The sequence below is a fragment of the Kribbella turkmenica genome, assembly GCF_004348725.1.
Taxonomy (GTDB): domain Bacteria; phylum Actinomycetota; class Actinomycetes; order Propionibacteriales; family Kribbellaceae; genus Kribbella; species Kribbella turkmenica.
On sequence record NZ_SMKR01000188.1, the window covers coordinates 1 to 13,671 of the forward strand.

The following is a 13,671-nucleotide window of genomic DNA, read 5'->3' on the forward strand; positions in this document are numbered from 1 at the left end:
GTCCGGGTCGACCTCGACGCCGCCCATCACGTAGTGGCAGGTCGGGCCGACCTCCATCGGCTCGGCGGTGATGTCGACGTCCGCGAGTTCCTTGAACTGGTGGTACATCGACGGCAGCCGGCGGGTGATCTCCTCGGCCGGGAGCCGCGACGACACGTCCAGGAAGACCCCACCGTGCGGCGTACCGCGGCCGGCCTTCACCTCGGAGTTGATCGCCCGGGCCACCTCGTCGCGCGGGAGCAGCTCCGGGGGACGGCGGTTGTTGTCCGGGTCCTTGTACCAGCGGTCGGCCTCTTCCTCGGTCTCCGCGTACTGCGCCCGGAACACGTCCGGCACGTACTCGAACATGAACCGCTTGCCCTCGGAGTTCTTCAGCACCCCGCCGTCACCGCGGACCGACTCGGTGACCAGGATGCCCTTCACCGACGGCGGCCAGACCATGCCGGTCGGGTGGAACTGGATGAACTCCATGTTGATCAGCGTCGCGCCGGCCCGCATTCCCAGCGCGTGCCCGTCACCGGTGTACTCCCACGAGTTCGAGGTGACTTTGAACGACTTGCCGACGCCGCCGGTGGCCAGGACCACGGCCGGTGCGTCGAACAGGATGAACCGGCCGGACTCGCGCCAGTAGCCGAACGCACCGGAGATCGCGTCCCCGTCCTTCAGCAGCTCCGTGACGGTGCACTCGCCGTACACCTTGAGGTTGGCCTCGTAGTCCCCGGTCTCGCGGAAGTCCTCCTGCTGCAGCGAGACGATCTTCTGCTGCAGGGTGCGGATCAGCTCCAGGCCGGTCCGGTCGCCGACGTGCGCGAGCCGCGGGTAGGTGTGGCCGCCGAAGTTGCGCTGGCTGATCCGGCCGTCCGGGGTCCGGTCGAACAAGGCGCCGTACGTCTCCAGCTCCCAGACCCGGTCCGGGGCCTCCTGGGCGTGCAGCTCGGCCATCCGCCAGTTGTTCAGGAACTTGCCGCCGCGCATCGTGTCGCGGTAGTGGACCTGCCAGTTGTCGTTCGAGTTCGCGTTGCCCATCGCGGCGGCGCAGCCGCCCTCGGCCATCACGGTGTGCGCCTTGCCGAACAGCGACTTGCACACGATCGCGGTGCGCTTGCCCTGTTCCCGGGCCTCGATCGCCGCGCGCAGACCGGCGCCGCCGGCCCCGATCACGACGACGTCGTAGGAGTGTCGTTCGAGCTCAGTCATGACAGAGAAAGTCCGTATCAGTTGAAGATGCGCAGGTCGGAGAACCAGCCGGCCGACAACGCCATGATGTAGGCGTCGGTCAGGATCACGGTGAACAGCGACGTCATCGCGAAGGTGCCGTGCTTGGGGTTCAGCTTGGACACGAAGGTCCAGTACCGGTAGCGCAGCGGGTGCTTGGAGAAGTTCTTCAGCCGGCCGCCGACGATGTGCCGGCAGGCGTGGCAGGACAGCGTGTAGAGCCACAGGAACACCAGGTTGACCCAGATGATCACCGTGCCCAGGCCGATGCCGAAGCCGCCGTCCTTGCCGTGGAAGGCGAGGATGCCGTCGTACACGTTGAGCAGGCCGAACAGCAGCGCGCCGTAGAAGAAGTAGCGGTGCAGGTTGAGCGCGACCAGCGGGAACTTGCGCTCACCGCTGTACTTCTTGTGCGGCTCCGGGACCGCGCACGCGGCCGGTGCGAAGAACAGCGACCGGTAGCCCGCCTTGCGGTAGTAGTAGCAGGTGCCGCGGAAGCCGGCCAGCACCGCGAAGGTGATGATGCTGAACGGGATCACCCGCGGGAACTCACCGAACCAGGTCCCCAGGTGGCTGGAGTTCGGGACGCAGGACTCGGTGATGCACGGCGAGTACAGCGGGGTGAGGTAGTGGTAGTCATCGACCCAGTACCACGTGTTCATGAAGATCCGGACCGTCGCGTAGACGATGAAGAAGGCCAGGATCACGCCGATCCGCAGCGGCGCCAGCCACCAGCGGTCGGTCCTTGCGGTCTCGAGCCCGATCTGCGCGCGACCGGGTGCGCTCACTCCGGTCGCCATCAGGATCGTCCTCGCTTCGCTGCGGGCGGTTCAGCCGGCGAGACGCCACTGTGCTGGGTTGTTCTCTCGCTGCGCTCGATCACGGGGCGTGCCTGTCGGGCGCGCCGAAGCCTTCGTGCTCCGCGTCTGTCCACATGGACGCGTCATACTCCACGTCGGGGATCTCCTCGAGTTCCTCCGGAACGGGTCCGGGTCTGTGACGGGGGTCGGGAGGGCCGAGCTCGGCCAGATCGTCGTTCAGCCTGGCCACGTCCGACACCAACCGGCGGATGCCGAGGGTGTCACCGTACTCCTGGCTGAGCTTCCCGACGGCCGCATGTAGGTTCTCGAGCGCGCGGACGACCGCGGCAACGCCGCTGTTGCCCGCACTGTTGACCTCAGCACCCATGCCGACTCCAGTGATGGTTTTATCGCTGTCAGTATGGGCACACTTTGCCCTCGCCGGGCGCCCAACGGAAGACCCCTCGGTACGGCGTGTTTCTTGTAAGGCTCACCTCAGTTGCCGACAGCCGTCGGGTGGAGTAATGGAGCGAATCCGGCCTTCAGTACAACGAGATTCGCCGAGGGTGTCAGAACGACGACCTCGTGGAGCCCCGGTGGCCGGACCGGATCGCCGTACCCCTCCCAGGACCACGGCAGCACCCGATGGCCGAGGACCAGGGCGGGGCGGCCGTCGTACCGGATCATCGCTCGGGTGCGTCGTGCAGGACGCTGGCTCCGTCGGGGAGCCGGTCGAGGTCCTGGACGGTGGTGCGCTGCTGCCGGGTGCGCGGGTCGACGCGTTCGAGGTGGAGTTGCGCGTCCATCGCCGCCGCCCGAGGCCGCTCGTCGAGACCGCGCCCGGCGGCCCAGGCACCGGCGTACAGCAGGAAATCCCTGCGGCGGCAGTAATGGCAGGGCCGGTGGCCCGCCGCGAGCGCGACCGCCTCGTCGAAGAAGAACAGCGCGGTCCACCGTCCGGCCGGCATCGGATCGCGCCGCACGCCCTTCCAGTCGAGGACGCAGCAGATCCACGCCTTGGAGCGCCACCGGGTGGTGCCGAGGCGGCGGTCCGGCCCGTGCAGCGTGCCGCGGTTGCCCATCAGCAGACCGCGGCCCGGCTCGGCCACGATCTCCTGGGTGGGCAGAACCCTGTTCTGCAACGGCATGCGCCCCATCCTGCCCGGCGCCGGGGACAGTTCGTCTGGCACAGTGCCTGTCCGTGAGCGAACGGCAGATCGTCATCGGGGTCGCGGTGTTCCAGGACGGCAAGGTGCTGGCCGCGTTGCGGACCGGTCCGGCCGGCGGCTGGGAGTTTCCCGGCGGCAAAGTCGAGCCGTGTGAGACGGATCACGTCGCCGGTGCCCGCGAGCTCCGGGAGGAACTCGGTCTCGACGTCAGGATCGGTGCTTCGCTCGGCGCCGACGTACCCATCGACGAGCGGTACGCGCTGCGCGTGTACGCCGCCGACGTGCGCGCCGGCGAACCCGTACCGCTGGAGCACGCGGAGATCCGTTGGGTCGGCCCCGAGGACCTGGACAGCCTGGACTGGCTGCCGGCCGACCGGCCGTTCCTGCCGGCCGTGCGGCACCGGCTCGGAGAAGCATCTGAATTGTGACGATTCGGTGTCCGGGCACCCGACTCTCTGGCGTCCACACTTCGAGATGCGTAGGGTTCCGGCAACTCGGCAGGAACGACCGGCGCCGGGGGCGGCACTCCTCGTGAAGGATGGGTGACAGGGAATGACACTGGGGGTATCCGAGTCGCAGTCCCCGGAAGGGGATCTGCCGGCAGATCATCTCGCGGAGACCTCCGAGGCCAAGCAGATCGAGGGCCGTTCACTCGGCCAGATCGCCTGGGCCCGGCTGCGGAAGGACAAGATCGCCGTCATCAGCGCGATCGTCATCCTGCTGATCATCGCGGTGGCGATCTTCGCGCCGCTGATCGTCAAGCTGAACGGTTTCCCGCCGGACCAGTTCAACCGGACCGACGCGAACGGCGACCCGCTGCTGAACACCCGTGACGGCGGTATCCCGATCGGCGGGCTGTGGGGGAGCGGCACGAGCAGCGAGCACTGGCTCGGTGTCGAGCCGCAGAACGGCCGCGACGTGTTCTCCCGGCTCGTCTACGGCACCCGGGTGTCGCTCCTGGTGGCGCTCGGCGGAACGATCCTCGCGGTCGTCCTCGGCACCGTCATCGGGATGGTGTCCGGGTATTTCGGCGGCTGGGTCGACACGCTGCTGAGCCGGCTGATGGACATCATGCTGAGCTTCCCGACCCTACTGTTCATCATGGCGCTGACGCCGGTGATCGCCGACCGCGGCCAGGACCTGTTCGGCATCCCGGACGACAACAGGCTCCGGCTGGGTGTGCTGATGTTCGTCCTCGGGTTCTTCGGCTGGGCCTACCTGGCCCGAATAGTCCGGGGGCAGACGCTCTCGCTGCGCGAACGGGAGTTCGTCGAGGCGGCCCGGTCACTCGGCGCGGGCCCGGCGTACGTGATCTTCCGGCAGATCCTGCCGAACCTGCTGCCGACGCTGCTGGTGTACACGACGCTGCTGATCCCGAACTACATCACCGCCGAGGCCGCGCTGTCGTTCCTCGGTGTCGGGATCAAGGAGCCGACCTCCTCGTGGGGCCGGATGATCGCCGACGCGTCCGACTGGATCGAGAGCAATCCCCTCTACCTGTTCTTCCCCGGGCTGGCGCTGTTCATCACCGTGCTGGCGTTCAACCTGCTCGGCGACTCGGTCCGCGACGCCCTCGACCCGCGCGCCGGAAGGAGCTGACCCGTGGGCCGTTACGTCATCCGCCGGCTGCTGCAGACAGTCGTCATCCTGATCGTCATCAGTGCGATCACGTTCTTCCTGTTCTGGGCGACCCCGGCGAACCCCGCGCTGCTGATCTGCGGCAAGAACTGCAACTCCGAGACGGTCGCCCAGGTCAACGCGACGTACGGGTTCGACGACCCGCTGATCGTCCAGTACGGCACCTACATGCAGGGTCTCGTCAGCCCGGGCGGCCGCACGATCGGTTCCGAGGGCAGCGAGCGCGAGTGCGCCTGGCCGTGCTTCGGCGAGTCGTACCAGAACGGCATCCCGGTCTGGGACTCGATCTCCGACGCGTTCCCGGCGACCCTCTGGCTGGCCGTCGGCGCGGCCATCCTCTGGTTGTTCTTCGGCGTGCTGCTCGGCCTGATCGCGGCACTGCGCAAGGGCAAGCTGGTGGACAAGCTGAGCGTCGGACTGGCCCTGTTCGGGGTGTCCTTCCCGACCCTGGTGTTCGGCTACCTGCTGCTGTTCCTGTTCATCGTCAAGCTGCAGTGGCTGCCGTTCCCGGACACGGCGAACGCGGCGCTGTTCACCGTCGGGCCGGTGAAGTGGCTGCAGTTCTACATCCTGCCGTGGATGACGCTGGCGCTGGTGTTCGCGGCGCTCTACACCCGCCTCACCCGCGCCAACATGATCGACACGATGAACGAGGACTACATCCGGACCGCCCGGGCCAAGGGCCTGGACGAACGGACCGTCGTGTTCAAGCACGGCCTGCGGTCGGCGCTGACCCCGATCGTGACGATCTTCGGCCTGGACCTGGGCGGTCTGCTGGGCGGCGCGGTGATCACCGAGCAGATCTTCAGCATCACCGGGCTGGGGAAGTTCGCGATCGACTCCGTTCTCAGCAACGACCTGCCCGCCATCATGGGCGTCGTCCTGTTCGCGGCGATCTTCATCGTCGTCGCGAACATCGTCGTCGACGTTCTGTACGCCATCATCGACCCGCGCGTGCGGCTGTCGTGACCCGGCAAGGAGACGCAGTGACCGAGTCCGTGACGAGTGCCGCACTGCCCGACGCCCGGGCCGGCAAGCCGTTCCTGGAGGTCAAGGACCTGCAGGTGCACTTCCCGACCGACGACGGTCTGGTGAAGGCGGTCAACGGCCTCAGCTTCACGCTGGAGCGCGGCAAGACGCTCGGCATCGTCGGCGAGTCCGGCTCCGGCAAGAGCGTGTCCAGCCTGGCCATCATGGGCCTGCACAAGGGCAGCCGGGCGCAGGTCAGCGGTGAGATCTGGCTGGACGGCTCCGAGCTGGTGTCGATGTCGGTGCCGGAGATCCGCCGGCTGCGGGGCCGGCAGGTCGCGATGATCTTCCAGGACCCGCTGTCGGCGATGCACCCGTTCTACCGCGTCGGCGACCAGCTCACCGAGGCCTACCTGGTGCACAACGACGCGCCGAAGGCGGTCGCGAAGAAGCGGGCCGTCGAGCTGCTCGACCGGGTCGGCATCCCGTCGCCGCAGAAGCGGTTCGACGACTACCCGCACCAGTTCTCCGGCGGCATGCGGCAGCGCGCGATGATCGCGATGGCGCTGATGTGCGACCCGCAGCTGCTGATCGCCGACGAGCCGACCACCGCGCTCGACGTCACCGTGCAGGCGCAGATCCTGGACCTGATGATGGACCTGCAGAAGGAGTTCAACTCCGCCATCATCATGATCACCCACGACCTCGGCGTGATCGCCCAGATGACCCAGGACGTGGTCGTCATGTACGGCGGCCGGGTGGTCGAGACCGGCAACGTCCGGGACATCTTCTACCGGCCGGAGATGCCGTACACCTGGGGCCTGCTCGGCTCGATCCCGCGGGTGAACCGCAGCGGCGACGGCCGGCTCAAGTCGATCCGCGGTACCCCGCCGTCGCTGATCAACCTGCCCAAGGGCTGCCCGTTCCAGCCGCGCTGCGACTACCAGCAGTACGTCGAGGGGCACTCGTGCGTCGACGAACTGCCGGAGCTGCTGCAGATCGCCACCGGCGGGCACCGGGTCCGCTGCCACATCGACTCCGAGAAGCGCAAACAGTTGTTCGCCGAACAGATCAAGCCGAAGTTGTGATGGGCGAGGAGCGATCGTGACGACGACATCGGCCGAGCAGGCGCCGGCCAAGGAGCCCGCGCAGGGGGAACTCCTCCTCGAGACCACCGGGCTGCAGCGGTACTTCCCGGTCACTCGCGGGATCATCTTCCAGAAGCAGACCGGCGCGGTGAAGGCGGTCGACGGCATCGACCTGACCGTGCACGCCGGCGAGACCCTCGGGGTGGTCGGCGAGTCGGGCTGCGGGAAGACCACCACCGGCCGCCTGGTGACCAGGCTGGACGAGCCCACCGGCGGGGAGATCAAGTTCCTCGGCAAGGACATCACCCACGTGAGCCGGTCGAGGATGCGGCCCTACCGGCGGGAGATCCAGATGATCTTCCAGGACCCCTTCTCGTCGCTGAACCCACGGCAGACGGTCGGCGCCATCATCGCGTCGCCGTTCGACATCCAGAAGGTGAAGACCGAGACCAGCACGAAGAAGTCGGTCCAGGAACTGATGGAGCGGGTCGGACTGAACCCCGAGCACTACAACCGCTACCCGCACGAGTTCTCCGGCGGCCAGCGGCAGCGGATCGGGGTCGCCCGTGCGCTGGCGCTGCGGCCGAAGCTGATCGTCTGCGACGAGCCGGTGTCGGCGCTGGACGTGTCGATCCAGGCCCAGATCGTCAATCTGCTGGAGGACCTGCAGGACGAGTTCGGTCTGGCGTACCTGTTCATCGCGCACGACCTGTCGGTGATCCGGCACATCTCGGACCGGGTCGCGGTGATGTACCTCGGCAAGGTGGTCGAGACCGCCGACCGTGACGAGTTGTACAACCACGCACGGCACCCGTACACGCACGCGCTGCTGTCCGCGGTCCCGGAGGCCGACCCGGACGCCACCGCCCACCGGGAGCGGATCCGGCTGACCGGTGACGTCCCGAGCCCCCTGAACCCGCCCTCGGGCTGCCGGTTCCGGACCCGGTGCTGGAAGGCGCAGGAGATCTGCGCCGACCAGGAGCCGCCGCTGGTCCAGATCGGTGCCCCGGGCCACAAGGCCGCCTGCCACTTCCCGGAGGAACGCGATGTGATCTGACCACTACCGAGAGCATCGGAGAGATTTCGGTACGGCACTGATAGGGGTCACGATCCGGTCACCCGGGACGAATCGTCATTGCGCGCCTTGTGAATACGTGAGTTGATGACCGCGACATGACGGGAGATCACTCTCACGAGCCGCCGTGACCCGGCGACGAACGTCATACAGGAAAGGAATACTGGCCATGGACAACGTCAAACGAACCGGGGCTATCGCCCTCGGGTTCGTCCTGACCCTTACGGCGGCTGCCTGCGGCGGGGATGAATCAGGCACGCCCTCCGGACAAGGTGACACGGCTGGTGCCAAGGGGGGCACCGTCACCGTCTACCACGTCAGCGACGTGGAGCACCTCGACCCGGCACGGAACTTCGTGACCGACTCGCAGATGATCGGCAAGCTGATCGGCCGCACGCTGACGGACTACCGCTACGACGCCGAGGCGAAGAAGATCGTCCTCGAGAAGGACCTGGCGGAGAGCTACGAGTCGACACCGGACTTCAAGACCTGGACCTTCAAGCTGAAGGACGGGATCAAGTACGAGGACGGCACGCCGATCGTCGCGGCCGACATCAAGTACAACGCGGAACGCTCGTTCTCCGCCGACATGGCCGAGGGTGCGCCGTACGCGCACGAGTACCTCGACTGCCCGGGCTACAAGGGCCCGTACGTGGCCGGCAACAACGGCGGCAAGGGCTGCACCGCGATCGAGGTGCCGGACGAGAAGACGATCATCTTCAAGCTGAACCGCCCGGTCTCGTCCTTCGACGGTACGGCGAGCATGAAGGTCTTCTCGCCGGTTCCCAAGGGCAAGGACACCAAGACGGCCTACGACAACCGCCCGTTCTCGAGCGGGCCGTACAAGATCGAGACCTACACGCGGAAGAAGCAGCTCGTCCTGATCCGCAACGAGCACTGGGACCAGAAGACCGACCCGCTGCGGACCGCGCTGCCGGACAAGTTCATCTTCAAGTTCGGCGACGCCGAGGCGACGGTCGACCAGCGCCTGATCGCCAACGGCACCGCCGACCAGAGCTCGCTGAGCTTCGCCGGCCTGCAGCCGGAGAACATCGCCAAGACCAACCAGGCGAACGTCAAGGACCGCATCGTCGAGGGCACCGACATCTGCCGTCGCTACATCGCGTTCAACCAGCAGAAGCCGTTGCTGAAGAACCAGAAGCTGCGCGAGGCCCTGTACTACGGTCTGGACCGCACCAGCTACCGCGACGGCCGTGGTGGCGAGCGGCTCGCGGCGGTCGTCGACTCAGTCATTCCGCAGGACATGGAGGGCTACAAGCCGGAGGAGCACTTCAAGGCTCCGCCGGAGGGTGACCCGGCGAAGGCCAAGCAGCTGCTGACCGAGTCCGGCTACAAGGGCGAGAAGCTCGTCCTGGCCACCGCCGACTCCGGCCTGGCCGTGAAGGCCGCCGAGGCCGCGCAGGCGTCCTGGAAGGCGGTCGGCATCAACGTCGAGCTCCAGAAGATCCCGGGCGACAACTACTACTCGACCCAGCAGCAGGACTCCGCGGCCGCGGACCTGATCACCGCCGGCTGGTGCTACGACTGGGCCAGCCTGACGACGATCGTGCCGTCTGTGTTCGGGCCGGACACGACCGCTCCGAACAAGGCCGCGCAGAACAACTACGGCCGCAGCCAGGCCGGCTGGGACACGATGGCCGAGCTGGCGAAGGAGACCGACAAGGCGAAGGTCGAGAGTGGCCTGTCCGACCTGTACGTGGAGATCATGAAGACGGCTCCGGTGGTGCCGACCGTTCAGGACCTCAACGTGTACGTCGTGGGCTCGAACCTCGACAACGTCGTGGCCGACCCGAACACCGGTGGTCTGCCGGACCTCACCCAGATCGGGCTGAAGAAGGTGAGCTGACCCGGTAGCGGTCACTACTGAGAACTGACGGAGAGGGCGGTGCCTGGACGGGCCGCCCTCTTCGCTTGTCCGGGGTTGTATGGGCGATCTGTACGGGTTGTACCTGGTGGCGGTCTGGACCGGATGGAAGAATCCGAGGCTGAGCCACTGGGGAGGAGTGTCGATGTCGGTCCAGCAAGTCGTCCAGGCGGCCCCGGAGATCGTCTGCGAGGTCTACGAGCTGGGGGCGCGCCGACGGACGCCGGCGGCGGTCCGGGAGCTGACCAGCCGGCAGATCGCGATCGGCCGGATGATGTCCACCGGCGCCAAGGACGCGGCCATCGCCCGCGAGCTGGGACTGTCGCTGCGGACCGTGCGGGCCGAGATCAGCGCCCTGGTCGCGGGCCTCGGGGCCAAGTCCCGCTTCCAGGCCGGCTGCCTGCTCGTCCGCCGCTTCGGCTGATCCCGGGCCGGCGAAAGCCCCGGGGATGGTGTCGGCGGGGCGACGTAGGCTTTCGGCATGAGTCAGCTTCCTGATCGCCGGCTGTTGCTGGTGCACGCCCATCCGGACGACGAGACGATCAACAACGGTGTGACGATGGCGCGCTACGTGTCCGAGGGGGCCGGCGTCACGCTGATCACCTGCACGCTCGGCGAGGAGGGTGAGGTGCTCGTGCCCGAGCTCGCCCACCTGGCCGCCGACCAGACCGACCAGCTCGGCGAGCACCGGATCGGCGAGCTCGCCGCCGCGATGGCCGAGCTCGGGGTCACCGACCACCGGTTCCTCGGCGCCCCGGGGAAGTACCGCGACACCGGGATGATCTACAACGACGAGGGCAACGCCGACGTCCCGCCGGACACGCGCAAGGACAGCTTCTGGCAGGCCGACCTGCTGGCGGCGGCCAACGACCTGGTCCCGGTGATCCGGGAGATCCGTCCCCAGGTCCTGGTGACCTACGACCAGTACGGCAACTACGGCCATCCCGACCACATCCAGGCCCACCGGGTGGCGACGTACGCGGCTGCCCTGGCCGCCGCTGCGTCGTACCGAAAGGATTTGGGCGAGGCCTGGGACATCCCGAAGATCTACTGGAACGCGATGGCCGAGTCCTCGCTGCGGGACAGCCTGCGCAAGCTCCGCGAGTCCGGTGACACCACGACCTTCGAGGGGATGGACCCGGAGGGCCCGCTCGGCCCGTTCGTCACCCCGGACAAGTACCTCGACTGCGTGATCGAGGCCGAGGGCTTCATCGACCGGAAGATGAACGCGATGAAGGCGCACGCGACCCAGATCACCGTCGACGGCCCGTTCTTCGCGCTGTCGAACAACAACGGCAACGAGATCTGGGGCTCGGAGGCCTACCGGCTGGTGAAGGGCACCGCCGCCCCGGGGCCGGACGGGCTGGAGCACGACCTGTTCGCCGGGCTGTGAGGGCATAGGCTGCTGGGGTGTCGTCCTCGGAGCCCAGTGGGAGCGTCGCGCCCGCGGAGTTCCGCGCGGCGCTGGGGCGGTTCGCGTCCGGGATCACGATCATGAGCACGCTCCAGGACGGCGTCGCGCACGCGATGACCGCGAACGCGTTCACCTCGGTGTCGCTGGATCCGCCGCTGGTGCTGGTCTGCGTCGACAAGGGCGTCCGGATGCACGCCGCCGTGCTCGAGTGCGGGTACTGGGCCGTGTCGGTGCTGGCCGGCGACCAGCGGCCGATCGCGGACCGGTTCGCCCGCTCGGGGCGCGACCTGTACACCCAATTCGACGGCATCGGCACGACGCCCGGCCCGAAGACCGGCTGCCCGGTGGTCCAGGGAGCGCTCTCCTGGCTCGAGTGCCGGACCTGGGCGACGTACGACGGCGGCGATCACACGATCGTGGTCGGGGAGGTCCTCAGCCTCGGCGTCCCGGAGTCGAACGGTTACGGAGCGTTGATCTACTACGCGGGTGACTACCGAGAGTTGCCGAACGACTAGGTCAAGCGGGCATCCCGGGGCAGGGCCAGCGGTCGGGGTGGGCTGCCGCTTCCCGTAGTATGTGCCCTTGTGCCCCGTGCGGGCGCGGCCTGTGTACTCGGCTCGAGCAGGAGGACTTCGTCCGGTGGGGAGAAAGCAACTCGCGGGGATCATCGCCGCGGCGGGGCTTGGCGTGCTCGTGGTCGGGTACGGTGCGGCGTTCGCATTCGCCGGCGACAAGATCCCCGGTGACACCACCGTGCTCGGGATCCCGGTCGGCGGGTTGTCCGAGGGGGACGCGAAGGCGAAGCTCGAGGCCGGCCTGAAGGACCGGCTCGCTCAGCCGATCGTGGTCAAGGCGGGCGAGTCGACGTACCAGGTGGACCCGGCCGAGGCCGGTCTCAGCCTGGACCTGGACGCCACCGTCGACGCCGCGGGCGCCGGCCGCAGCCTGGCCCCGGGCCGGATCTGGCAGGCCCTGACCGGCGGTGACGCGGTCGAGCCGGTGGTCGTCAAGGACGACGCCAAGCTGGCGGCGGCCGTCGCCAAGCTCGCGAAGCAGGTCAACCGGCCGGCCACCGACGGCACCATCACCTTCAAGGACGCCGAGCCGGTGCAGCACGAGGCCGCCGACGGCCTGCAGCTGGACAACGCGAAGGCGAGCGGCATCCTGCTCGCCGCCTACCCGGCCGACGGCACCCCGGACGAGCTCGCGGTCAGCGTGACCAAGCCGCAGGCCGACGCGGAGGCGATCCAGCGGGCGATGACGGAGTTCGCCGAGCCGGCCATGTCCGGCCCGATCCGGCTGACGGTGGGGTCGAAGTCGGTCGAGCTCACGCCGAAGGAGCTGTCGCCGGGCCTGGCGGTGACCGTCAAGGACGGCAAGATCACCCCGTCGCTGAGCACGAGGGCGCTCGAGCCGCTGTTCCAGACGCGGTTCAAGGCGCTGGAGACACTGCCGAAGGACGCCACCGTGCAGATCGTCGGCGCCGGCCCGAAGGTGATCCCGGCCGTGGACGGCCTGGTCGTGGACCGGACCAAGGTCGGCTCGGCCATCCTGAGCGCCCTGCCCAAGCCGATCGGTGACCGCCGGGCGGCCGTCAACCTCACTCCCACCAAGGCGAAGGTGACCACCGAGGAGGTGCAGAAGCTCGGCATCAAGGAAGTGATGGGGCAGTTCACCACCCAGTTCCCGCACGCGACGTACCGCAACGTCAACATCGGCACCGCGGCCCGCAGGATCAACGGCACCCTGCTGAAGCCGGACGAGACGTTCAGCCTGAACAAGATCGTCGGTGAGCGGACCAAGGAGAACGGGTTCACCGAGGGCACCATCATCAGCGGCGGCAAGTTCAAGGAAGACCTCGGCGGTGGGGTGTCGCAGTCGGCGACCACCACCTTCAACGCCGCCTTCTTCGCCGGGCTGAAGGACGTCGAGCACAAGGCGCACAGCGTCTACATCCCGCGGTACCCGATCGGGCGCGAGGCGACGGTGGCCTGGCCGTCGGTCGACCTGAAGTTCCTGAACGACTCGGGCCACGGGGTCCTGGTCCAGACCATCTTCAAGGCGTCCACGCCGGGCACCCAGGGCAGCATCACGGTGAAGATCTGGGGCACGAAGGTCTGGGACATCACCGCCGGGCAGTCGGGGAAGTCCAACGCCCGGGCGCCGAAGGTGGTCTACAACACCGACCCGAACTGCCAGCCGCAGGCACCGACCGCCGGGTTCGACATCACCATCTACCGGTACTTCGCGCAGAACGGCGTCCGGAAGAAGACCGAGTCGTTCGTCACCAGGTACAACGCGGCCGACGACATCCGCTGCGGGCCGAAGCCGGGAACGACGCCGCCGCCCCCGACCAACACCCCGCCGGGCCTGGGGAAGCCGTCCACGGGCACGAGCACCCGCCCGCCCGGCTAGGGC

At 68.0% G+C, this 13,671-nt stretch carries 15 protein-coding genes; 10 read left to right on the forward strand and 5 right to left on the reverse strand.

All coding sequences use genetic code 11. The features are described from left to right. From E1218_RS30640 to E1218_RS30655, 5 genes are all read right to left on the reverse strand, one after another. On the reverse strand, positions 1 to 1,197 hold a 1,197-nt coding region (locus tag E1218_RS30640; protein WP_132326534.1), incomplete at its 3' end, for a fumarate reductase/succinate dehydrogenase flavoprotein subunit. A gap of 17 nt (positions 1,198 to 1,214) precedes the next feature. Then, positions 1,215 to 2,015: a hypothetical protein gene (locus E1218_RS30645; RefSeq protein ID WP_165949490.1), complete on the reverse strand. Its 801-nt coding sequence runs from the start codon at positions 2,013 to 2,015 to the stop codon at positions 1,215 to 1,217. A 79-nt stretch (positions 2,016 to 2,094) separates the two neighbouring features. Next, the gene (locus E1218_RS30650; RefSeq protein WP_132326535.1) at positions 2,095 to 2,403 is read right to left on the reverse strand and encodes a hypothetical protein; all 309 of its coding nucleotides are present in this window, start codon (positions 2,401 to 2,403) and stop codon (positions 2,095 to 2,097) included. Positions 2,404 to 2,510: 107 nt separating this feature from the next. Further along, on the reverse strand, positions 2,511 to 2,702 hold the full coding sequence (locus E1218_RS36785) for a hypothetical protein (protein ID WP_202866282.1): 192 nt from the start codon (positions 2,700 to 2,702) through the stop codon (positions 2,511 to 2,513). After that, on the reverse strand, positions 2,699 to 3,163 hold the full coding sequence (locus E1218_RS30655; RefSeq protein WP_202866283.1) for a hypothetical protein: 465 nt from the start codon (positions 3,161 to 3,163) through the stop codon (positions 2,699 to 2,701). Before E1218_RS30655 ends, E1218_RS36785 begins: the two co-directional genes overlap by 4 nt. 53 nt (positions 3,164 to 3,216) lie before the next feature. Here E1218_RS30655 and E1218_RS30660 point away from each other — a divergent pair, with 53 nt between their 5' ends. The 10 genes from E1218_RS30660 to E1218_RS30705 all read left to right on the forward strand — a co-directional run bounded on the left by E1218_RS30660 (position 3,217) and on the right by E1218_RS30705 (position 13,668). Further along, positions 3,217 to 3,612: a (deoxy)nucleoside triphosphate pyrophosphohydrolase gene (locus tag E1218_RS30660; protein ID WP_132326536.1), complete on the forward strand. Its 396-nt coding sequence runs from the start codon at positions 3,217 to 3,219 to the stop codon at positions 3,610 to 3,612. A gap of 124 nt (positions 3,613 to 3,736) precedes the next feature. After that, positions 3,737 to 4,783, forward strand: coding sequence for an ABC transporter permease (locus tag E1218_RS30665; protein ID WP_132326537.1), 1,047 nt, complete (start codon positions 3,737 to 3,739; stop codon positions 4,781 to 4,783). Positions 4,784 to 4,786: 3 nt separating this feature from the next. Continuing rightward, positions 4,787 to 5,791, forward strand: coding sequence for an ABC transporter permease (locus tag E1218_RS30670; RefSeq protein WP_132326538.1), 1,005 nt, complete (start codon positions 4,787 to 4,789; stop codon positions 5,789 to 5,791). A 17-nt stretch (positions 5,792 to 5,808) separates the two neighbouring features. After that, positions 5,809 to 6,879: an ABC transporter ATP-binding protein gene (locus tag E1218_RS30675; RefSeq protein ID WP_132326539.1), complete on the forward strand. Its 1,071-nt coding sequence runs from the start codon at positions 5,809 to 5,811 to the stop codon at positions 6,877 to 6,879. Positions 6,880 to 6,892: 13 nt separating this feature from the next. Further along, the gene (locus E1218_RS30680; RefSeq protein ID WP_132326540.1) at positions 6,893 to 7,936 is read left to right on the forward strand and encodes an ABC transporter ATP-binding protein; all 1,044 of its coding nucleotides are present in this window, start codon (positions 6,893 to 6,895) and stop codon (positions 7,934 to 7,936) included. Positions 7,937 to 8,123: 187 nt separating this feature from the next. Then, on the forward strand, positions 8,124 to 9,821 hold the full coding sequence (locus tag E1218_RS30685; RefSeq protein ID WP_132326541.1) for an ABC transporter substrate-binding protein: 1,698 nt from the start codon (positions 8,124 to 8,126) through the stop codon (positions 9,819 to 9,821). A 163-nt stretch (positions 9,822 to 9,984) separates the two neighbouring features. After that, positions 9,985 to 10,263, forward strand: a complete 279-nt coding sequence (locus E1218_RS30690) for a response regulator transcription factor (RefSeq protein ID WP_233712584.1) — start codon at positions 9,985 to 9,987, stop codon at positions 10,261 to 10,263. A 57-nt stretch (positions 10,264 to 10,320) separates the two neighbouring features. Then, positions 10,321 to 11,232, forward strand: coding sequence for an N-acetyl-1-D-myo-inositol-2-amino-2-deoxy-alpha-D-glucopyranoside deacetylase (gene mshB / locus E1218_RS30695; protein ID WP_132326543.1), 912 nt, complete (start codon positions 10,321 to 10,323; stop codon positions 11,230 to 11,232). 17 nt (positions 11,233 to 11,249) lie between these two features. Next, positions 11,250 to 11,768, forward strand: a complete 519-nt coding sequence (locus tag E1218_RS30700) for a flavin reductase family protein (protein ID WP_132326544.1) — start codon at positions 11,250 to 11,252, stop codon at positions 11,766 to 11,768. Between the two features lie 124 nt (positions 11,769 to 11,892). After that, complete coding sequence (locus E1218_RS30705; protein WP_132326545.1) at positions 11,893 to 13,668, forward strand: VanW family protein; 1,776 nt, start codon at positions 11,893 to 11,895, stop codon at positions 13,666 to 13,668. The last annotated feature ends 3 nt before the right edge of the window (positions 13,669 to 13,671 follow it).

Excerpts from the sequence above, each read along its gene's own strand:
- E1218_RS30645 (WP_165949490.1), bottom strand. The coding sequence starts at position 2,015 with ATGGCGACCGGAGTGAGCGCACCCGGTCGCGCGCAGATCGGGCTCGAG.
- E1218_RS30650 (WP_132326535.1), bottom strand. The coding sequence starts at position 2,403 with ATGGGTGCTGAGGTCAACAGTGCGGGCAACAGCGGCGTTGCCGCGGTC.
- E1218_RS36785 (WP_202866282.1), bottom strand. The coding sequence starts at position 2,702 with ATGATCCGGTACGACGGCCGCCCCGCCCTGGTCCTCGGCCATCGGGTG.
- E1218_RS30655 (WP_202866283.1), bottom strand. The coding sequence starts at position 3,163 with ATGCCGTTGCAGAACAGGGTTCTGCCCACCCAGGAGATCGTGGCCGAG.
- E1218_RS30665 (WP_132326537.1), top strand. The coding sequence starts at position 3,737 with ATGACACTGGGGGTATCCGAGTCGCAGTCCCCGGAAGGGGATCTGCCG.
- E1218_RS30685 (WP_132326541.1), top strand. The coding sequence starts at position 8,124 with ATGGACAACGTCAAACGAACCGGGGCTATCGCCCTCGGGTTCGTCCTG.
- E1218_RS30690 (WP_233712584.1), top strand. The coding sequence starts at position 9,985 with ATGTCGGTCCAGCAAGTCGTCCAGGCGGCCCCGGAGATCGTCTGCGAG.
- mshB (WP_132326543.1), top strand. The coding sequence starts at position 10,321 with ATGAGTCAGCTTCCTGATCGCCGGCTGTTGCTGGTGCACGCCCATCCG.